Origin of the sequence: Sphingomonas sanxanigenens DSM 19645 = NX02 (assembly GCF_000512205.2) — a bacterium.
Classification (GTDB): Bacteria; Pseudomonadota; Alphaproteobacteria; order Sphingomonadales; family Sphingomonadaceae; genus Sphingomonas_D; species Sphingomonas_D sanxanigenens.
On record NZ_CP006644.1, the window covers coordinates 1,550,420 to 1,571,504 of the forward strand.

The following is a 21,085-nucleotide window of genomic DNA, read 5'->3' on the forward strand; positions in this document are numbered from 1 at the left end:
CTGACAGCTTGATGTCGGCGACGAAGATTTGCGCCCGCGATCAGGGTGCGGGCGCGGTGCCCGTCTCTGGATCATAGTGCGGATTGGCCGGATCCTGCGGGCGCGGATCGCCCACCCCGGGCTTCGCGCTTTCCTTCCACGCGCGATAGAGCAGATCCCGCAGCATCGCCGCCCCGGCCGCGCTGCGGCGATGGACGAAGTCGCGCCCTTCCTTGCTCGACGGATCGGAGAGAATGCCGCGCCTGTCGAGATCGAAGATCGTCTCGACCTCGGCATTGCTCGCGTCGAGGAAGGCGAGGACCTGTTCGAACAGGTCGCCATCCTGCCGTTGAGGCGCGCCGATGCGGGCGGCGACGTCGGCGGGCTGCAGGTCGATGGCGTCGGCATAGCCGATCTCGAAATGGCCGTGGATGCCGCCGCTGCGGGTATAGCCCTTGCGGTTGTCGCCGACCCAGCCCTCGCAATGGATGCTGGCATGATGCGGGTTGGCCCCGTCACCGATATAGTGCGACATCCACGCGGTGTAGAAGGCGAGCGTTCGCTCGATATTGGCGGTCGGCTCCCCGCGCGAGCGCTTGGCGCGCAGGCTGCGCATCCCTGCGACGATGCGGCCATAGCCCTCCATCACCGCATAGGGCAAAGTGCCCGTCCAACGGACATTGAGGCGCTCCGCCGCCTTGGGGTCGATCTTCCGCACCCGCTCATGCTCGCGATAGAGCGCCAGCACGAAGGCGTAGCGCGAGCGCGGCACCGGATCGAGGAAGCGCAGCCGCTCGACGAACCAGCTGTGGTTGGGATCCTCGTCGATCTTGGAGAAGGGCTCGGAGGAGGAGCGCCACGTGTCGGGCGCACCCGCCTCCTCGCCGATAAATTCGGCATGGTCGCGCAGGAAGACCGGGCCGTCCTCCGGCAGCGCATCGAGCGCGGCATGGTCGATGACGGCATGGCCGCGCCCGCCCCAGGCGAAAGCGGCTGACGGCACGGTCGCGAGCAGCGACAGGGCGGCGAGGGCAAGTCTGCGCATTGGGATCGCTTTTCGTAGAGGCAAGCGGCCGGACGCGTCGTGCGTCCGGCCGGCTGGCCGGGTCAGAAGTTGTAGGACACGCCGACATAGGCGCGGCGACCCGAATAGATCGAGCTGGTCAGCCGGTCCTTGGTGTCGCTGCCGAGATATTGCCATTCGTGGGACTTGGTGAGGTTGATGATCGAGGCGGTCAGCATCAGCCCGTCCCACAGCTCGTAGGAGGCGTTGAGATCGACCTGCTCATAGGGCGCGGTATAGGTGTTGAGGCCGGAAGAGAGCCCGCCGACGACGGTGCCGCGGCGGTTGTAGGAGGCGCGCAGCAGCATGCGGCGCGTTTCGTAGAAGACGGAGGCGTTGAACTGCGTCTTGGCGCTGCCGACCAGCGGCGAGGTGCCGACCTTCTCGCCGTCGAGCGTCACGTCGGCGGTCGAGGTGTCGTTATAGGTGAAGTTGACCTGCGCGCCGAGGCCGAAGGGCAATGTGTGCTGGGCATAGAGTTCGACGCCCTGCGACACCGCGCTCGAACCGTTCGCCACCGTCGAATAGGATTCGATCAGCACCTGCTCGCCCGCCACGTCGCGGGTGACGTCCATCACCAGCGGCACGATGAAGTTGGAGACGTCCTTGCGGAACGCGGTCGCGCCCACCACCGAACCGGGCCGGAAATACCATTCGAGGCCGATGTCGTATTGCCAGGCCTTGAACGCCTTGAGCTGCGAGTTGCCGCCGCTGCCGGACCAGCCCGCAAACTCGCCGAACTGGTCGCGGTCGAACGCATAGGCCTCTGACTTGTAGGTCAGCGAGCGGGCACCGGCGAGGTCGGAGATCGACGGACGCGCCACCACCTTCGCCACGGCGCCGCGCAGCAGCAGCGTGGGGGTGACGTCATAGGCGAGGTTCAGGCTCGGCAACACGTCGGTATAGCTCTTGCGCTCGTGCAGCCGGATATTCTCGATGATCTCGCGCTGGGTCAGCGGCAGCACCTGGCAATTGCCGTCCGCGCCGAGCGGCCGGTTGGGATCGAACGGGCCGTTGGCGCCATCGACGCAATAGTCGACCAGATATTGCAGCCGGTCCGAGGTCTCGTCGCGCTGGATGGTCTTGACCACGCGCACGCCGATATTGCCGCGCAGCCCGCCGGTGGCGAAATTCGCCTGCGCATAGCCGCCCAGCGCCTCTTCGCTGAGGTTGTAGACATTGTTGGGCTCGGGCTCGCGCACCGACGGGCCGTAGCGCTCGTTGATGATTTCGAGATAGCGCTCGAAATTCACGCCGGGATAGAGGTTGGCGCTGAAGCCGCCATTGATGTTGCCCATCGGCGTATCATAGAAATATTCGGGCTGGGCGACGGCGCCCTGGGGCGTGTTCTGGTATCGGATCTTGTTGGCCGCGTCGGCATACCATTCGTTGCGGCCGGTCTCGCGATGGACTTCGAGCTTGCGCCACTTGCCGCCCAACTGGATCGAGCGCAGGAAGCCGCCGTCGAAGCTGCGCGTCAGGTCGAGCTGGACATAGGGCTGGTCGATCGCGCTGTTGGTGAAGCTGGAATTGGTGCCGCCGATGTCGATCTGGGCGATGCCGTTCATCAGATTCTCTTGCAGGTTGGGCGAGAACTCCATCGCCACGCCCTTGCTGCCGAGATCCCAGGCGCTGAGGAAATTGCCGTTCTGCTCCTGCCCGGTGACGGTGATGCGCGGCTTGGCGGCGACCTGGAAGCGCATCGAGGGGCCGCCGCGCGACGCCGTCTTGCCGACCTTGAGGATCGCGTCGAAGCGGTCGCGCTTGTAATGCGCCTCACCCTCGAAGGTCTGCGAGTGCTGCTTCTCCTTCGAATAATAGCCGGTCAGCCGCGGCGTCTCCATCGTGCACATCGGCGTCGCGTTCAGGCAGGGTGCGCCATCGACGGCGAAGGTGGCGGACTTCATCACCGTGCCGCTCCGGTCGAACGTGGCGTCGCTGAAGAACTTGCCATAGCCCCATTCGGGGATGGTCAACTGGTTCATGATATAGTCGCTGCTATATTCGAACCGGAAATAGTTCGCAGTCAGCGTCAGCGTGTCGGTCGGGCGGAACTGGGCGGTCGCCTGGATGCCGAAGCGCTCGCGATCCTGGTCGAAGACCTCGGCACGGACGGACTGCGGCGCCCAATAGCCGGTATAATGGTCGCCGCCGATCGTGCTCTGGCCGCCGCCGGTCCAGTAGGAGACCGCCGCGTCATTCGCGATCGGATTGCCGTTTACGTCGGTCGCGCGTTCGAGCACCTGACCGTCGGCACCGCGATCGCTCCACCAGCGCCACGTGCCCGCGGTCGAGCGCATCTCGCGGTTGGTGCGCTTCTGATAGACGCCACCGATCAGGAAGCCGATCGTCTCGTCCGCGTTCTTCCACGAATATTGCGCACCGATCTGCGGCTCGAACTTGTCGCTGTTGTCGGAATAGGTGCCTTCGGTCGAGATGAAGCCCGAGCCCGCGGGCACGTCGAACGGGCGGCGGGTGTTCAGGATGATGGTGCCGCCGATGGCGCCTTCCTCCAGCCGCGCCTCGGAGGATTTGTAGACCTCGGTGCTGGCGATGAAATTGGCCGGCAGCATCACATAGTTGAACGAGCGCTGCGGATCGCCGCTGTCGGCACCGGCGAGGAAATTGCCGTTGAGCAGCGTCTGGGTGAGGCCCGGCTGCAGGCCGCGGATGCTGACGCGCGAACCTTCGCCGCCATCGCGGGTGATGACCACCCCCGGCATGCGCTGCAGCGCGTCGGCGACGTTCTTGTCCGGAAATCTGCCGATATCCTCGGCGGTCACGACGTCGACGAAGGCATTGGCTTCGCGCTTCTGCTCGAGGCTTTCCTCGATCGACTGGCGATAGCCGGTGACGACGATCTCGGGATCGGCATCCGGCGCCGGCTCACTCGGCGCTGCAGCAGGCACGTTTCCCACCGCGCGAGCGCCACGACCTGTCCGTCATCGCCGACGACGCGCAGCCCCGAACCTGCGATCAGGCGGCCCAGCGCCTCCTGGCGCGTCATCGTGCCGCGCACCGAAGGGGCGGTCACGCCGCGGATCTTCGCCGCGGGATAGACGATCTTGACCTTGGCCTGCTTGGAAAAGGCGATCAGCGCCTGGCCGAGCGACTGGGCGGGAACATCGAAATAGATGGTGACCGCCTGCGCCGGGGCGGCGGCGAGCGCGGTCGAGGCGATCAGGGCAGCGGCAAGCGACGTGAACGTACGGACGGACATGAAATTCTTTCCCCCGACATGGCGCAACACCTGCGCCATTCACGGGGATGACGGGACGAGGGGGCGCTGCCTCCAAGTCGGCGGAAAAAAATTTCAGCGGGTCAGTTCGTAGCCGTCCGGGGTGGTGACGACACGGGCGTCGAGGCTCAGCGATACCGCTTTGAGGAACTGGTCGGGCCGGTCGAGATCGAAGCGGCCGCCGATCTTCTCGCGCGCGAGGTCGGGGTTGGTGACCTTGATCTTGCGGGTGAGGTGGCGGTTGAAATCCGCCGTGGCGTCGGCGACCGACTGGTCGAGGAAAACGATCTCGCCCGCGCGCCAGGCCATCAGCGACTGGACCTGTTCCGTGCTGCGCGCCATCAGCCGCGGCGCGCGATCCTCGTCGACGATGATCGCCATGTTGGGCTGCAGCATCATGCCCTTCGCGATGCCCGGAAGCTGCATGGCGGCACCGTCCACCAGGGTGAGCTCGGCCTGCCCGGCATCGACCCGCGCATCGAACAGCCCCGGTGCAAGCGGCAGCACGGCATCCTTCGCGTGCAGGAGGGCGGCGCCGCCATGGCGCAGGTCGAGCGCCATCTCGCCGCGATCGAGCCGCAACATCCTTTTCTCGGTGGTAAAGCGCCATGACAGCGAACTGTCCGTATTGAGATAGGCGACGCTGCCATCGGGCAGCGGCACGCGCCGCTTCTCGCCCACGCGCGTCGTCGCATTGTCCCAGGCATAGGCACGCTGGGCGATGAAGCCGGAGCCCAGCAGCATCACGGGGAGGCCGACCGCCGCAGCCTTCAACCACTGGCGGCGACCGGCGGTCGTGGGCACAGGTGCGGCCGCGACAGGCGCCTGCGTTGCGCCCGGTTGCGCGGCGGCGGTGCTCTCCCAGCTCGCCGCGACGCGCGCATAGGCGACCGCGCGCGCGGGATCGGCCCGGCGCCACGCTTCGAACTCGTCGGGCCGTGCACTTCCCGCGTCAAGCGCGGCAAGCCAGCGCGACGCTTCGGCAATAAGGGCATCCTGACCCAACGGGTCCTTCGAAATCGTCATCTGTAGCAAGTCTGCAAAAAGGGCGCGGTCATCGGGCATCGACCGCCCGCCATTCATCTATCAAGCGGCTTCCGGTCAGAGAAGCATCTTCTCCCGCGCTTGTTCCGGGGCCGCGTCGGCCGGCGGATCGTGCGGCGTCAGCGCGAGCGTCAGCAGTTCCACCGCGCGCGCCAGCCGCTTTTCGAAGGTCGAGATGCTGATGCCGAGATCGCTGGCGATCTCGCGCGGCGTATCTTCGGCGAGACGCCGGCGGACCAGCGCGATCCGGCACCGTTCGGGCAGTGCGGCGATCGCCCGCTGCACGCGCGCCATCTGCGATTGCGCCGCGACGATGCGGAAACTGTCCGGCGTGTCGTCGACGATTTCGATCAGCGCTGGCGCTGGCAGCGGCTGCATCGTCACGACCCGCGCCTGCCGGATCCGCTCGATCGACTGGTTGCGGATCATGCGCATCACATAGGCCGGCGGATTGGCGATCGCGCTCCAGCCGTCGAGCGTGAACAGCTTCGCATAAACATCCTGCACGATGTCGCCCGCCTCGTCGTGGTCGTGCACCGTGCGGCGCGCATAATCGAGATAGGCGCGTTCATGGGGCAGGACTTCGTCCATGAACCAGCGATCGATCGGACGGACGTAGGGGGCGGTCACGACGAGAAACCCGCAAGGCAAAAGGAACGGTGTGGGCGCGTCTAGGTATGAAAAAAGTAAGTTCGATTACAGGATGGCGGGATTCTTTTGCGGCGCAGCATCACTGGCCAAGGCCATCGCGCGGAAAGGGAACGGCGCGCGCGACGCCGGAATGCGGGCCGCACCGCGCAGGCCCAATCGCGCATGGCGATCGCACCGCGGTAACCGCTTTCTGATCGATCCTCGCCGGAGCGGATAAGGCGCGCACCGCGCCTCGGGACGATCCCCCCGGACCGCCCCGTGCGCACATGCGCCCTTATTCGGCCGCCTCGGTCAGCCGGCTTTCCAGAGCGTCCTGCTGGCGGGACAGGGCGGGCGGCAAGGTCGCGCCGAAGCTGTCCAGATAGGCGCGGCTGCGCCCGGCTTCGTCCTGCCAGGCAGCGGTATCGATCGACAGCAGTTGCGCGAGGTCGGCGGCGGCAATGTCGAGCCCGTCGACATCCAGTGCGCCGGCGCTCGGCACCAGCCCGATCGGGCTCGCATCGGCTGCGGCGCTGCCTTCGACTCGATCGACGATCCATTTCAGCACACGCGAATTCTCGCCGAAGCCGGGCCACATGAACCGCCCCGCATCATTCTTGCGGAACCAGTTCACCATGAACAGGCGCGGCAGCGCCGCCGGGTCGGGCGCGGTCGCGCCGATGTGCAGCCAGTGGCCGAAATAATCGGCGATGTTGTAGCCGCAGAACGGCAGCATCGCGAACGGGTCGCGGCGCAGTTCGCCGACCTTGTTTTCAGCGGCCGCCGTGCCCTCGGAGGCGATGTTGGCGGCCATGTAGACGCCATGTTCCCAATCATAGGCCTCGGCAACCAGCGGCACCACGCTCGCCCGCCGCCCGCCGAACAGGATCGCGGAGATCGGCACGCCTTCGGGCCGGTCCCATTCGGGCGCGATCGACGGGCATTGATCGGCCGGCGCCGCGAACCGCGCATTCGGATGCGCGGCGGGGGTGCCACTCTCGGGCGTCCAGGCGCGGCCCTGCCAGTCGGTCAGCGCCGCCGGCGGGGTTTTGGTCAGCCCCTCCCACCACACGTCGCCCTCGGGCGTCAGCGCGGTGTTGGTGAAGATGGTGTCGCGCGCCAGCGTGGCGATGGCGTTCGCGTTGGTGCTCGGCGAGGTGCCGGGTGCGACGCCGAAGAAGCCGGCTTCCGGGTTGATCGCGTAGAGCCGGCCGTCCGCACCGAAGCGCATCCACGCGATGTCGTCGCCCACCGTCTCGGCGGTCCAGCCGGGGATGGTCGGCTCCAGCATCGCGAGGTTGGTCTTGCCGCACGCGCTCGGGAACGCCGCTGCGACATAATGCACGGCGCCTTCCGGATTGGTCAGCTTCAGGATGAGCATATGCTCGGCCAGCCAGCCGCCGTCGCGTGCCATGATGCTGGCGATCCGCAGCGCGAGGCACTTCTTGCCGAGCAGGGCATTGCCGCCATAGCCCGAGCCGTACGACCAGATCTCCCGCGTCTCGGGGAAATGCACGATCCACTTCTCGTCGTTGCAGGGCCAGGCGACATCGGCCTCGCCAGCGGCCAGCGGCGCACCCACCGAATGCACGCACGGCACGAAGAATCCGTCGGCGCCGAGCATCTCGAGCGCAGGCGCACCCATTCGCGCCATAATGCCCATGGAAAGCACGACGTAGGGGCTGTCGGTAATCTCGACGCCGATCACGCTCTTGTCGGAACCGAGCGGCCCCATGCAGAAGGGCACCACATACATCGTCCGGCCGCGCATGCAGCCGGCGAACAGCGAATCGAGGTTCTGGCGCATCGCCTGGGGCTCGAACCAGTTGTTGGTCGGCCCGGCGTCGGATTCCTTCTCGGAGCAGATGAAGGTGCGGCTCTCGACCCGCGCGACGTCACGGGGATCCGAGCGCGCGTAGAAGGAATTGGGCCGGAGGTCCGGATTGAGGGGGATAAGCGTGCCGATATCGACAAGCTGTTGCGTGAGATGCTCGCGCTCTTCCGCGGAGCCGTCGCACCAGTGAACCGCGTCGGGCCGGGTGAGTGCGGCGATCTGCGCGACCCATTCGAGGAGACCCTGATGGGTGACCGGATGCGCCGCCGCGGCTGGCGCGATTGTGCTATCGAACAGCATCCCGGACCTTCTCCCTCCAAACATCTATCTGCCGTGATGGATAGAACCATCGGGGCAGCGGCCCAAATATGATTAGCGGAAGGGTATAAGCCTGGGTTAAAGGTGAAGCGTGGGCCAGCTGTTCGACCTCAACCTCCGCCACCTCGGCCTGCTTGAAACCATGCATGCCAGCGGTAGCCTGAGCACCGCTGCGCGCGAGGCGGCGATCTCGCAGCCGGCGCTTACCCAGGCGCTCGCCAAGCTGGAAACCGCGTTCGGCACCCAGCTTTTCGAGCGCACCCCGCTCGGAATCGTCGCCACGCCGGTCGGCCGCCGCATTTTGCGGCGCGTCGGCCGCGGGCTCGACCAGTTCGGCAAGGCGCTCCGCACCGGGCGCATCGATGCGCAGCGCAAGGGCGCGGAGCGCTATCTGACGATGGCGCATGTGCGCGGATTGCTGGGGCTGTCGGAAGGCGGAAGCTTCGTTCGCGGTGCCGAGATCGCGGGCGTCTCGGTGCCGGCGCTGCATCGATCGGTCCGCGACCTCGAGCAGCTGTACGGCGCGCCGCTCGTGGAACGCCGCGGCCGCGGCGTCGGCCTGACACGCTCGGGGGCCAGGCTGGCGCAAGGCTTCACGCTCGGCGTCTCGGAATTGCGCACCGCACTCGACGAGCCCGTGCAGAGCGGCGGCCGGCTTGCCATCGGCGCGATGGCGCTGTCGCGCTCGCTGCTGCTTCCGGCGACGCTCGCAGATCTGCTGCGCCACGCGCCCGAGGCGCATGTCGATGTCGTCGAAGGCGCCTATCTCGAACTCGTCGAATTGCTGCGCAGCGGCAAGATCGACGTCATTGTCGGCGCGCTGCGCGAACATCCGCCCAGAGACCTCCATCAGGAGGCGCTGTTCGTCGACTGGCTGACGATCATCGGCCGTGCCGATCATCCGCTCGCGGCGCGGGTGGCGGGGTTCGAGGATCTTGCGGCCTTCCCCTGGATCATCGCGCGCCGCGCGTCCGGCCTGCTGGAACGGTGGCAGCAATTGTTCGATCGGGCGGGCAAGCCGCGGCCGAGGGCGCCGATCCAGTGCGGCTCGGTCGCCCTCATCCGCGGCGTGCTCGGCCGCAGCGACTTCCTGACCCTGCTGTCGGTCGATCAGGTGCCGTCGGAAATCGAAACCGGCGCGCTCGTCCGCATCCGATCCGAAATACCCGATACCGAACGCACGATCGGGGTCATCACGAGGCGGGACTGGTATCCGACCTCGCTGCAGGAAGCGTTCATGGCGGCGCTGAAGCGTAATGTGCCCGCGGCGGACGCCGCGGGAGAGGATGTGTGAGACCCTCCCCCGGCCCGGTGGATGCGTGGGGCAGGGGAGGCGCCATGCATCCAGCCGGACGTCAGCCGACGTCCGCCGCGAACGCCACATCGCGCTGCGCGCGCAGCTCCGCCAGCCGCTGCACCAGCGCGCGTTCGATGCTCTCATAGGCGGTGCTGCCCAGCGCCACGCGCCGCGCCGGCCGTTCAGCGTCGCCCGCCGCGATCATCGCATCGACGGTGCGGTCGGCGTCGCCCCTGATCACAAAGCTGCCATCGGCCACCGCGCGGCGCACCGCGCCCGCCGGCGTCGCGTCATAGACCGCGCTTTCGGGCGCGCGATCCAGCGCGGCGCCGAAATTGGTGCCGGTGGGGCCGGGTTCGATCAGCGTGAACTCGATCCCGAACGGTGCCACTTCCTGCGCCACGCCCTCGACGAAGCCCTCGATCCCCCATTTGGTCGCATGATAGGCGCTGAAGTTCGGATAGGCGATCTGCCCGCCTTCCGAGGAGACCTGCAATATCCGCCCGCCGCCCTGCGCGCGCAGGTGCGGCAGCACCGCGCGGATAAGCTGGATTGATCCGGTGAGGTTGGTCGCGATCTGCCGGTCGAGCTGGTCGTCGGTCAGTTCCTCCGCGGCGCCGAACAGGCCGTAGCCGGCGTTGGAGACGATGCGATCGATCCGCCCGAACGCGGCGAAAGCCGCTGCCACCGCGGCGCGGATCGCGTCGCGATCGGTGATGTCGAGCGCGACCACCCGCAGCCGGTCGCCGTGCGCGGCGGCGAGGCCGTCCAGCGCCTCCACCCGCCGGGCGGTTGCGACGACGCGGTCGCCGCGGTCGAGCAATTTGCGTGTCATGCCGAGGCCGAGGCCAGAGGAAGCGCCGGTAATGAGCCAGTTTGTCATGATGATGATCTCCTTCTGGAACGCGATTTAGGCTCTCCCGATTGTTGTGATAAGAAAGCCTAATCAGCATGACCTGTTGAGAGATTTGCACGAATGAACGACGTCAGCCTTAGCGACCTCAACGCTTTCGCGGCGGTGGCTCAACAGCGCAGCTTCCGCCGCGCGGCGGATGCGCTGGGCGTGTCGCGCTCCGCGCTCAGCCATTCGGTGCGCGCGCTGGAAACACGGCTCGGCGCGCGGCTGCTCCATCGCACGACGCGCAGCGTCGCGCCGACCGAGGCGGGGGAAGCACTGCTCGCCCGCCTCGTTCCCGCCTTGCGCGATCTCGACGAGATGCTCGACGCGGTCGGCCAATCCGACGCCGAGCTGACCAGCACGTTGCGGATCAACGCCAATGAGGGCGGCGCCGGCTGGCTGCTGCAGCACGTCGTGCCCGCCTTCCTCCTACGCCACCCGCGCGCGTCGATCGACCTCGTCACCGAGGGCCGGCTCGTCGACATCATCGCCGATGGCTTCGACGCCGGCGTGCGGCTGCGCGAGGCCGTGCCGCAGGACATGATCGCGGTGCCCTTCACCGGCGCGATCCGCTTCCTGCCCGTCGCTGCACCCGCCTATGTCGCCGCGCACGGCCGTCCCCAGACACCCGAGGATCTGCGCCGCCACCGCTGCATCCGCCAGCGCCTGCCCAGCGGCAAACCCTATCGCTGGGAATTCGCGAAGGCCTCGGACGAAGTCACGGTGGAGGTGCCGGGCAGCATCAGCCTCGACCATAGCCGCCTGATGGTGGACGCGGCGGTGCTCGGCCTCGGTATCGCCTTCGTTCCCGAACCCTACGCCGCGGATGCGCTGGCAGACGGCCGGTTGGTCGTGCTGCTCGAGGATTGGTGCCCGCCGCTGGAGGGGCTGTGCTTGTACTATGCGGGCAATCGGCACGTGCCGGCGGTGCTGCGGGCATTCATCGATGTGCTGCGGGGGCTGGCAGGATGATGGGAATATTGCGCCAAAATCCCGCCTGTCGCCCGGCGGACCGCTGCTACGCCGCCTCGTTGATCCGCACCGCATCCGCCGCGGCGAGCCAGCCGAAGGTCATCGCAGGCCCCAGCGTCGCACCCGCGCCGGGATAGGAATAGCCCATCACCGACGCTGCGAGGTTGCCGACCGCATAGAGGCCGGGGATGGCGCCGCCGTCTTCGCGCAGCACGCGGCCGCGGCCGTCGGTCACCAGCCCGCCGTTGGTGCCGATATCGCCGAGGTGGAGCGGGATCGCATAGAAGGGCGCCTGCTCGACGGTACCCAGCGTCGGGTTGGGGGAGACGCGCGGGTCGCCATAGAGCCGGTCATAGGCGGCATCGCCGCGACCGAAATCCTCGTCGCGGCCCTTGGCGACCAGCGTGTTGAAGCGCGTGACGGTCGCCTCGAGCACCGCGGGGCTGAGCTTCGTCTTCGCCGCGAGTTCGGCGATCGTCGCGGCCTTGTGCAATATCTGGCGCACGTCCTTGGGCAGCATCGCATCGGGCATGCCGGGGATCACCGGACCCGCGGGGTAGCGGCTGCGATAGCGGCTGTCGAAGATCAGCCAGCTCGGATCGGTGGCCGCGCCCGGCTTGTGCCGCGCCATCATCGCCTCGCCGAAGCGGTGATAGGACAGCGCCTCATTGGCATAGCGCCGCCCCGCCTGATTGACGATGATCGAATAGGGAAGCGCGCGCTCCACGGTGGAGAGCCGTGCGCGATCCTCGCCGGGCACGCGGAAGACAGGCGCCCACCAGGCGGAATCGAGGTTGCGCACCGCGGCGCCGACCTGCTGCGCGGCGACCAGCGCGTCGCCCTGGTTGTTGACCTGCGATCCGCTGGCTTCGGGCTGGGAAGAACTGGGCAGATGTTCCTCGCGCAGCGCCGGGTTGCGCTCGAACCCGCCGGCGGCGAGCACCACACCCTGACGCGCGCCGATCCGGAGGTCGCGGCCTTCATGGCGGATCACCGCCCCCACGATCCGTCCCTGTTCCTCGATCAGCGACACCAGCGGGCTTTCCAGCCACAGCGGCGTGCCGGTGGCGTCGATCGCCTTGCGCAACTGCCCCAGCAGCGCGGTACCGAGCGTGAGGCGGCGGTCGCGCGGGCTGCGCAGCCGCTGGGGCACGTCCAGCCAATAGCTGCCCATCACCTTCGCCACCGTCTTGATCCAGCCATTGGGCCGGAACAGCACGATGTGGGTCTCGTCCAGCTTCCAGTTGATCCGGCCCCACAGGCTGGCTGCAGGCGAGGCGCGCTGCATCGTGTCGAACGCGTCGCGGCCCAGTGTGCGGGCGTCGATCGATCCCGGCATCAGGTGGGTGCGGAAGCCCTCGCGGCTGCCTTTGGTCTCTGGATAATAGTCCGGATAGGGCAGTGCAGCATATTGCACATCGGCCTCGCGCTCGATCCAGGCGAGCATGCGATGGGCATTGTCGATGAAGGCGTGGATCTGGTCGTCCGCGACGTTGGGCGCGGTCAACCGGCGCACATAGGCGAAGGCCTCGTCGAGATCGTCGGGATGGCCCGCAGCTTCGGCGAGATGGCTCCCGGGGATCCAGATGCCGCCGCCCGAGGTCGCGGAGGTGCCACCCCAAAGCTTGCCTTTCTCGACGATCAGCACCCCGGCGCCGGCCTTCGCGGCGCGCAACGCAGCGACCAGCGCGCCCGCCCCCGAGCCGACGACCAGCACGTCCACGTCCATGTCGAAAGCCATACCCTCTCCCGTCCGGCGCATTTTTAACGTTATGCGAACTTATGAGGCTTCATATCAACGCATATCGAACGTATCCAGCGCTAAAATCAGCGAGTGCGTCATGTCGTCGATCCTGTCGACTATGGATCGATGTTGCACGGGCGGGGTTCCGTTCGGGGCAACCGGGCGTATAGTCTTCCCTCATCCGGGTTCATGAGGAAAGTGCAGGTTTGCGTCGTCAGCGCGCGTCGGACGGGCCGGAGGATCGGTCGGATTTTCTGACGGATGTGTTTCTTGGCGCGCGTTACCGCGACGAGATCGCGCGCGCCCACATGCCGGTGACGCGCGCCTTCTTCGCGATCGGCGGCATCTATTTCGCGGCGATGACCATTGCCGGGCTGGCGGTGCGGGAGGGGATGGAGCGGCTGATCCTCGCCTCCTCCACGGGCACGCTGGCGCTGGGCGGGCTGCTCGGTTGGCTGCTGTGCCGCCGGCCGCGAAGCTATCGCATGCAGGAACGGCTCGGGCTGCTCGCCAATCTCGCGATCCTGGCGAACCTCATGCTCGTGCTCGCGCTCACCTTCGATCAGAGCAAGATCGTTTACTTCATCATCCTGATCACGGTCTATGCCGCGGTGGGCATCAGCCTCAGGCTCATCCTGTCCAGCGCGGCGCTGGCGGTGCTGGGCATGGTCTTCCACCTCCATGCCCGCCCGCCTGACCTCGGCCTGCTTTACGGTTTCGTCCTGTTCGGTGCGGGCCTGGCGGCGATCGGCGGCTGGATGCTCGGCCGGCGCGCGCTGATCGAGGCGATCGATGCGCGCCATGATGCAGAGGCGCTGGCCGCCGAGGCGCACGCGCAGGCGGCGACGGACAGCCTGACCGGCGTCAGCAACCGCCGCGCCTTCCTCGACGCGCTGGAGGAGGCGATCGACCGGCTGCGCCGCGAGGGGCGGCGTTTCGCGCTGGCGCTGCTGGACCTCGACGGGTTCAAGGCCGTCAACGAATATCATGGCCACCAGGTGGGCGACATGATCCTGACCGACGCCGGCTACCGGATATCCCGGCGCTGCGGTGAGGACGGCTTCGCGGCGCGGCTGGGCGGCGACGAGTTCGCGCTGATCGTCACGGCGCCGGCGCGGCTGGCGGATCCAGCGCGGCTCGCCGCCGAGGTTGCGGCGGACATGAACGATCCGTTCGGCTGCGAGGGGCGGTCGATCCGCATCTCGGCCTCGGTCGGCTGCCTGGTCTGCGACGAACCCGATTTGTCGGTGGACACGGCGATGGAGCGTGCCGACTTCGCTTTGCGCTTCGCCAAGCGCAACCGCACCGGCGAGGCGATGGTGTTCGACCAGCGGCTCGAACGCGAGATGGACAATCTGTTCGTCATCGATCAGGCGCTCAGGAGCTGCGATCCGGAGGAGGAGTTCCACCTCGTCTACCAGCCGCAGTACGACATGATTTCCGGCCGCACGATCGGCTTCGAGGCGCTCGCGCGCTGGCGGAGCCCGACCATCGGTATCGTCGCGCCCGATGTGTTCATCAAGGTGGCCGAACAATCGAGCCGGATCTCGACGCTGGGCGCCGTGCTACTGCGCAAGGCGCTGGCGGATCGGCGCGACTGGCCGGCCGGCATCACGACCGCGTTCAACCTGTCGGCGCGCGACATCCTGTCGGACGCCGCGATCGACACCTTCCTGGCTATCGTCGCGGCTTCGGGCGTGCCGCCGCAATGCATCGAGTTCGAGGTTACGGAGACCGCGATGATGCCCGATTTCGCGACGGCGACCGGCAATATCCGCCGGTTGCGCGAGGCGGGGCACCGCATCGTCCTCGACGATTTCGGCGTGGGCTATTCCAATCTCGGCCGCGTCCAGCAGTTCCGCTTCGACAAGATCAAGGTCGACCGTTCGTTCGTGCGCGACATCGCCGAGTTTCCGAACTCGGTCGCGCTGATCCGGTCGATCTTCGACCTGACGGTCAATCTCGGACTCGATTGCGTGGTGGAAGGCGTGGAGACGCCCGAGGAGATGGCGGCGCTGCGCGGGATCGGCGTGGGGGTTGTGCAGGGCTACATGATCAGCCGGCCCATGGCCGCGGCGGCGGTGATGGAATTTCTGTTTCGAGAGGATCGGTCGGGTACGGGTGCGCGTATCGGCAATGGATTGTCCTGATATTGGTATTTGCGTAGGTTGAATGCCCGATGTAGTCGCATGTCGTAGAACGAGTGGCACGCGGGAGAGCGCTGATGGACGGAGAGGTGCTGCGCCGGCTGGACCGGCTGGAATCGATCGACGCGATCCGCCAGCTCGCCGCGAAATACAGCCTGGCGCTCGACATGCGCGATGCAGATGCGTGGGTGGGGCTGTTTCCCGAGGATGTGAAGGTGGGCGGCGGCGCGGTCGGTCGGGCGGCGTTGCGAGACTGGTTCGACGAGACGATGCGCGTCCAGTTCACCGGCACGTCGCACCATATCGGCGGCCATATCATCGAGTTCGACGATCCCGACCGGGCGCAGGGCGTGGTCTATTCGAAGAACGAGCATGAGACCGGCGACGAATGGGTGATCATGCAGATGATGTATGTCGATCGCTATGAGCGGATCGCCGGACGCTGGTTCTTCCGCCGCAGACTCCCCCTTTATTGGTACGCAACTGACCTCAACAAACCCCCGATCGGCCCCCAGAAAATCCGCTGGCCCGATCGCGAGCGCTATGATGGCGGCTTCCACGACTATTTCCCGTCATGGCAGGCGTTCTGGACGCGCACGGGTCCGGACGACGCACCGGTGGCGGAGCCGGCGCCGCTCGATCGATTCATCGCCACGATGCGCGGCGATGCCGCTGCGCCGAAGGTGAAGGTGCGCTGATGGCCGGGCTGTTCGATCCGGTCCGTCTCGGCGCGCTCGACCTCGCCAACCGCATCGTCATGGCGCCGATGACGCGCAGCCGCGCGGATGACGATGGCCGCCCCAACGCGCTGCTGGTCGACTATTATCGACAGCGCGCGACCGCCGGGCTGATCGTGAGCGAGGGGATCCAGCCGAGCATCGCCGGCAAGGGCTATGCGCGGACGCCGGGGCTGCACGAGGCGGGGCAGGTGGCGGCGTGGCAACCGGTGACCGCGGCGGTGCATGGCGCGGGCGGTCTGATCGCCGCGCAGCTGATGCATGTCGGCCGGATCGCGGCCGCGGCCAACCGGCTGTGGGGAACGGAGACGATCGCACCCTCGGCGATCGCCGCACGGGTGAAGCTGTGGACGCCGGAGGGGATGCGCGCCACCGAGACGCCCCGCGCGCTCGAAACCGCGGAGATCGCAGGGGTGATCGGCGATTATGCCGCGGCGGCGCGCAACGCCGTCGCCGCCGGGTTCGACGCTGTCGAACTGCACTGCACCTCGGGCTATCTGCCCGCGCAGTTCATGGCGAGCGGCAGCAATGTGCGCAGCGACGGCTATGGCGGCGCGGCCATCAATCGCATCCGCTTCGTCGTCGAGACGCTGGAGGCGCTGGCGGAGGCGGTGGGGGCCGACCGCGTCGGCTTCCGCATCTGCCCGGGCAACCCGTTCAACGATCTGTTCGACGAGGATCCTGCCGCGACGCACGGGGCGCTGCTCGACGCGGTGGACGGGCTCGGCCTCGCCTATTGCCACCTGATCGACATGACGGTGCCGCAGGTAGTCGACCAGCGCGCGCTCGCCGCAGCGCACTGGCACGGGCCGCTGATCCTCAACGAAAGCATCGACCAGCCGCGCGCGGAGGCGCTGCTGACGACCGGCGCAGCGGACGCGATCGCGTTCGGCCGGCTGTTCGTCGCCAATCCCGATCTCGTCCGCCGCTTCCGCGAGGGGCTGGCGCTGGCGCCGTTCGATGCGGCGACGCTCTATGCGCCCGGTGCGGCGGGCTATACCGACTATCCCGCCTGGGGACCGGCGCCGGTCAGGCGTTGAACCGCACCGTGGCGTAGATGGATGCGATAGGGATCTTGGGACACCCAGCGCGCGTCACAGAGCGACCCGGCTGGCAGCCCCAGGCCGGCGTTGAAATAGGGCGCCGCTAACCAGTCGTAGCGCGCGATCTTCGCGACGGCGCCGCCGCTCGGCACGGAGGCGAGGAAGGCGCCGCCAACCCTATCGCGGATGGTCTGCGATCAAGGCGTTTCCATGCGGATTCCGATCGTTGCGGTGCGCGGCGTCTGCGGCACGAACTGGGTGGTGCCGGCCGCCTGGGCGATCGATCCCAGCGCGAAGCGGTTGCCCGCTGAATCGAGCAGGTTGGTGACCCGCGCGAAGACGGTCGCTCGGCCCACCGCCACCGAAGCATCGGCTTCCCATTCGACATAATCGCCCTGGTCGCGCGCCAGCGAGGGCCCGATGCCGAGGCTCGATCCGCCGAAATAGACGAGCCGCGACGAGAGCCGGTAGGGCAATGGCTCGCCCGGAGGCGCTTGCCACGCGGCGGTCATCTGCGCGTGCAGGCGCGGCACGTTGGGTAAGCGTGCCCTGGGGCTGATGATGATCCCGAAATCGTCGGACCGGATCGTGGCGCGGTTGAAGGTCGCGCCGCCGCTCAGCCGGAATTGAGGAAAGGCCTGCCAGCCCGCCACCGCCTCCACCGTCATGAGACGCGCATCGCCGATATTGGTGGTGAGCAGGAAGCCGGCGCTGTCGATGGTATCCGCCTGCACATCGCGCCAGCGGCCGAGCGAGACGCCGAGCGAGCCGGTGAACGCCCGATCCGCGGCAGGCGGCACGCGGATCGCCGCCTCCCACGCCGCGAATTTGTCGCCATCGACGAAGCGCTTGCTGGTGGCGGCGACAGACGCGCTGTCCGGCCGGTAGCTTTGGGCATAGCGCAGCAGCAGTTGCGCCGCGCCGGTCACCGGCGCCGTCGCCGCGACCGACGGCAGGCTGCGCCATCCGTCGTTCCCATGCCGCGATGCATCGGGCAACGGCCCCGCAGCGGCGGCGCTGCTTCGCCAGCGGACGAGGCGCAGCCCCACCGCGAGATCGACGGGGCCGACCCTCTGCGTGCCTTCCCCGAACAGCGTGCGCTCGCTGACCGCGGCGCGGGTGGCGCGCGCGAAGATGCCGTGGGGCTCATGGGAGAGGGTGGCGAAGATCGCGCTGCTTTCCACGGAGGCGATGCCCGCGAGCCATCCCCCGCCCGACGCCGTCTTGTGGCTGATCCGCGCCTCGCCGGCGGTCACCGTTGCGGTGTTGCTGCGATCGAAGAACAGGATGTCGGGGGATGGACGCCCGCTGTCGAAGCGGTCGCGCAGCCGCGCGTGGGAGCGCGAGAGGTTGGCGACGATCGTGAGAGGGCCGGCATCGTGGTGCAGCGTGGCGGAGGCGAGGCGATAGCGCTTGGAAAAGGGTTCGCCGACGATGGCGGCACGCGCGAGCGGCCCGACCTGGCCGTCGGCATAGCCTGCATCACGGGCGTCGACATCCTGCGCGACGGCGGCGAAGTCGACCGTCCAGCCCGCCGCCGGGCTGATGGCCAACGCAATCCGCCCCCCGAGCGTATCGAGCCGGTTGCTATCGGCGATGCCGCGCCCGACATCGTCGATGAAGCCGCCGTCGCGAATGCGATAGCCGACCATCCGGATCGCGGCCCGGCCGTTCGACAGCGGCAGGTTGAGCATCGCGGCGGCCTCCGCCCCCGGCGCGCCGTGACGGGTCAGCGAACGCGACAGGGTCAGCGCGCCGCCGATGCCGCCGGCATCGGGCGCGCGGGGCTCGATGCGGATGATGCCGCCAAGCGAGCCGGCGCCGTAGAGCGCGCCCTGGGGGCCTAGCAGCAGTTCGACGCGGGCGATGTCGTAGAGCCTGAGGTCGGGATCGGGACCGGCATAGTTGAGCCGCGCCTCACCGAAATATTGACCGACCGTTGCCTGCGCCTGCCCGCTGTAGCTCGAATCGCCGACGCCGCGCAGGAACAGTTTGTCGCGGCCGGAGCCCAGATGCGTCGAACTGAGCGAGGTCGCGACGCGCTCGATCGCGCCGGTGCCGTCGCGCTCGGCGAAAGCGAAAGCTGCGGCGCCCACGATCTGCGCCGTCGCCGGATAATGGGCGAGGCTGCCGTCGCGCTTGGTGGCGGTAACGACGATGTCGGCGGCGCGCGGGGCCGGCATATCGATCGTTCCGGCGGCGTGGGAAGCGGTGGGCGCCGACGCGGGCGCGCGGACGATGCGGAAGGCGGCGGCATCGATCGCGACCACCCGCACCGGCAGGCCGCGGACCATGCGGCGCAGCGCTTCGGCGGCGGAGAAGCGGCCGGACAGGCGGCGGACGGGCAGCGCCGCCAGCGCGGGATCGGCAAGGGCGATGCTGCTGTGGGTGTTCTGGGCAAGGGCGTCGGCGGCGTCGCCGAGCGTGCCGGCGGCGATCTCGATCCGGGGATAGGGCTGTGCCGGTGCCGGGGCCGCGGCAACGACTGCCGCCGCGACGATCGCGAGGCTCAGGGCGCCGCTTCGAGGATCCACTTGCCCTCCCGATGGACCACGCGGACCGCGAGCAGCGGCGCCAGCCGCGCCATGCTGCGATCCACGTCGAGGTCGAGTTGGATCGTCGCGGTCACGCGCATCTCGGCGAGCGCAGGGTCGGCCTCCACCGGCACCTGCAATGCGCGCGACAGGTCCGCTGCGACGTCGCTCAGCCGTGCATCGCGGTAGCGCAGCAATGGCGTGGCCCACGCGCCGATGGTGCCGGCGGCGACGCGATCGACCTGCGCATCCGCATTGCGCGCGATCAGCCGCTGGCCCGGGCGCAGCATGACGGTGGACTTGCCGCCGGCCCGATAGGCGACCGCGCCCTCGGCGACTGCCACCTCGATCCGCTGCGGCGCGAGCGCGATGGTGAAGCGCGTGCCGAGATCCTCCACCGTGCCGCCGGCGAAGGTCACGCGGAACGGCGCGTCGCGATCATGGACGATGTCGAACAATGCCTCGCCGCGCACGAGTTGCGCGGTGCGCGGCGCATCGCGATCGAGCCTTAGCCGCGCGCCACCGTTGAGGACGATATGGCTGCCGTCGTCCAGCCGAATGTGGCGATGCTCGCCTGCTGCGGTGGCGATCTCGTAGGTCGAGGCCGGCCGCGTCGTGACGAAGGCGACCAGCGCTGCCGCCGCCGCGGAGATCCCGATCAGCGGCGTGAGGATGCGCCGTACGCGGCCGGGCCGGTAGGCCGGGCGAGGGCCGGCGGGTACCGAAGCCGGCGGTTGGGACGGTGCCAGTGACGGCGGATCGCGCCGCAGATCGTCCGTCACGCCGGCGTCGAGCGCGGCAAGCCGGTCATAGGCGCGGGCATGCTCCGGATCCGCCTCGAGCCAGGTGGTGAAGCCCATCCAGTCGTCGAAAGCGGGATCGCGCTGGCGGATCAGCCAGTCGATCGCACGCTCCGCCGGATCCCGATCGCGGCGTTCAACCATGTGTTTCGTCCTTCAACGCCGCCAGCGCGCGATAGCCGCGCTGGATATCCTTTTCGACCGCGCTCACGCTCAGGCCGTAGCGCGCCGCGATCTCGCGCTGGGTGAGCCCTTCGGCCCGGAACAGAAAGAAGATATCCAGCACGCGCTGCCCTGCCGCCTGCAGCCGCTGGCGCGCGAGGGCGATTTCCTGGCGGGCGACGATCGCACCCCAGGCATCGCTCTCGTGCCCGGCCGTCATGTCGCCCCAGGCATCGTTGCGCGCCTCGTGCCGGGTTTCGCCGCGATACGCATTGACCATCAGATTGTTCGCCGCGCGGAAGAGATAGTTCAAAGGATCGACGATCGGGGCCCTGGGGGGTGCGGCGATGCGCAGCCACAGTTCCTGCACCAGGTCTTCCGCGCGCGCGCCGGCACCGCGGGCGCGCAGGAAGCGCAGCAGCGCCGGGCGGTTGGAGAGATAGACCGCTTCCAGTCCGGACACGGTCTCCCCGGTGGCCCGCGTCCGCCGATCGATGTCAGGCGGCATCGCCGCCCTCATATGCCTTACACACCAACCGTCTTCGACTCCCCGTCCACGCGCTGGGAAGACGGCGGGGGCGGAGCGCATCCGCACCTCGGCCTCGATCGCGTGCGGCTGTGGCAACGCTGCTTCCGCGCCATGGT

General features: G+C 68.2%; 16 protein-coding genes. 5 read left to right on the forward strand and 11 right to left on the reverse strand.

From position 1 onward, the window contains the following. Positions 1-40: 40 nt before the first annotated feature. The 6 genes from NX02_RS07200 to NX02_RS07225 form a co-directional block, all read right to left on the reverse strand. A complete protein-coding gene (locus tag NX02_RS07200) occupies positions 41-1,024 on the reverse strand; it encodes a phospholipase C/P1 nuclease family protein (protein ID WP_025291518.1) in 984 nt (327 codons plus the stop codon). Positions 1,025-1,086: 62 nt separating this feature from the next. Next, entirely contained in the window at positions 1,087-3,903 is a 2,817-nt protein-coding gene (locus tag NX02_RS07205; protein WP_245648864.1) for a TonB-dependent receptor, read from the reverse strand. Next, positions 3,822-4,262, reverse strand: a complete 441-nt coding sequence (locus tag NX02_RS33545; protein WP_245648792.1) for an STN domain-containing protein — start codon at positions 4,260-4,262, stop codon at positions 3,822-3,824. Before NX02_RS33545 ends, NX02_RS07205 begins: the two co-directional genes overlap by 82 nt. Before the next feature lie 93 nt (positions 4,263-4,355). Then, positions 4,356-5,306, reverse strand: a complete 951-nt coding sequence (locus tag NX02_RS07215) for a FecR family protein (RefSeq protein ID WP_158013949.1) — start codon at positions 5,304-5,306, stop codon at positions 4,356-4,358. A gap of 75 nt (positions 5,307-5,381) precedes the next feature. After that, positions 5,382-5,954 (reverse strand): RNA polymerase sigma factor, encoded by a 573-nt coding sequence (locus NX02_RS07220; protein ID WP_025291522.1) that lies wholly within the window; start codon positions 5,952-5,954, stop codon positions 5,382-5,384. A gap of 295 nt (positions 5,955-6,249) precedes the next feature. Next, the gene (locus NX02_RS07225) at positions 6,250-8,088 is read right to left on the reverse strand and encodes a phosphoenolpyruvate carboxykinase (GTP) (RefSeq protein WP_245648793.1); all 1,839 of its coding nucleotides are present in this window, start codon (positions 8,086-8,088) and stop codon (positions 6,250-6,252) included. Between the two features lie 109 nt (positions 8,089-8,197). On the opposite strand from NX02_RS07225, the gene NX02_RS07230 reads away from it, so the two are divergent. Then, the gene (locus NX02_RS07230; protein ID WP_025291524.1) at positions 8,198-9,400 is read left to right on the forward strand and encodes a LysR family transcriptional regulator; all 1,203 of its coding nucleotides are present in this window, start codon (positions 8,198-8,200) and stop codon (positions 9,398-9,400) included. Positions 9,401-9,461: 61 nt separating this feature from the next. Here the strand turns inward: NX02_RS07230 and NX02_RS07235 are convergent, their stop codons facing one another. Continuing rightward, positions 9,462-10,286 (reverse strand): SDR family oxidoreductase, encoded by an 825-nt coding sequence (locus NX02_RS07235; RefSeq protein WP_025291525.1) that lies wholly within the window; start codon positions 10,284-10,286, stop codon positions 9,462-9,464. A gap of 93 nt (positions 10,287-10,379) precedes the next feature. On the opposite strand from NX02_RS07235, the gene NX02_RS07240 reads away from it, so the two are divergent. Beyond that, positions 10,380-11,273 carry a LysR family transcriptional regulator gene (locus NX02_RS07240; protein WP_025291526.1) on the forward strand — a complete coding sequence of 298 codons (894 nt, stop codon included), beginning with the start codon at positions 10,380-10,382 and terminating at the stop codon, positions 11,271-11,273. Between the two features lie 46 nt (positions 11,274-11,319). Here NX02_RS07240 and NX02_RS07245 read toward each other — a convergent pair whose 3' ends face one another. Continuing rightward, positions 11,320-13,014, reverse strand: coding sequence for an FAD-dependent oxidoreductase (locus tag NX02_RS07245; RefSeq protein ID WP_025291527.1), 1,695 nt, complete (start codon positions 13,012-13,014; stop codon positions 11,320-11,322). Positions 13,015-13,223: 209 nt separating this feature from the next. Here NX02_RS07245 and NX02_RS07250 point away from each other — a divergent pair, with 209 nt between their 5' ends. The 3 genes from NX02_RS07250 to NX02_RS07260 all read left to right on the forward strand — a co-directional run bounded on the left by NX02_RS07250 (position 13,224) and on the right by NX02_RS07260 (position 16,941). After that, positions 13,224-15,167 (forward strand): putative bifunctional diguanylate cyclase/phosphodiesterase, encoded by a 1,944-nt coding sequence (locus NX02_RS07250; RefSeq protein ID WP_025291528.1) that lies wholly within the window; start codon positions 13,224-13,226, stop codon positions 15,165-15,167. Between the two features lie 74 nt (positions 15,168-15,241). Continuing rightward, positions 15,242-15,862, forward strand: a complete 621-nt coding sequence (locus NX02_RS07255; protein ID WP_039996467.1) for a nuclear transport factor 2 family protein — start codon at positions 15,242-15,244, stop codon at positions 15,860-15,862. Beyond that, entirely contained in the window at positions 15,862-16,941 is a 1,080-nt protein-coding gene (locus NX02_RS07260) for an alkene reductase (protein WP_025291530.1), read from the forward strand. The genes NX02_RS07255 and NX02_RS07260 overlap by 1 nt, the downstream gene beginning before the upstream one ends. Before the next feature lie 200 nt (positions 16,942-17,141). On the opposite strand, the gene NX02_RS07265 is transcribed toward NX02_RS07260, so the two are convergent. The 3 genes from NX02_RS07265 to NX02_RS07275 are packed head-to-tail and all read right to left on the reverse strand — an operon-like array spanning position 17,142 to position 20,948. After that, the gene (locus tag NX02_RS07265; protein ID WP_025291531.1) at positions 17,142-19,478 is read right to left on the reverse strand and encodes a TonB-dependent receptor; all 2,337 of its coding nucleotides are present in this window, start codon (positions 19,476-19,478) and stop codon (positions 17,142-17,144) included. Further along, positions 19,454-20,422 carry a FecR family protein gene (locus NX02_RS07270; RefSeq protein ID WP_025291532.1) on the reverse strand — a complete coding sequence of 323 codons (969 nt, stop codon included), beginning with the start codon at positions 20,420-20,422 and terminating at the stop codon, positions 19,454-19,456. The genes NX02_RS07265 and NX02_RS07270 overlap by 25 nt, the downstream gene beginning before the upstream one ends. Next, entirely contained in the window at positions 20,415-20,948 is a 534-nt protein-coding gene (locus NX02_RS07275; protein WP_025291533.1) for an RNA polymerase sigma factor, read from the reverse strand. Before NX02_RS07275 ends, NX02_RS07270 begins: the two co-directional genes overlap by 8 nt. Positions 20,949-21,085: the final 137 nt, after the last annotated feature.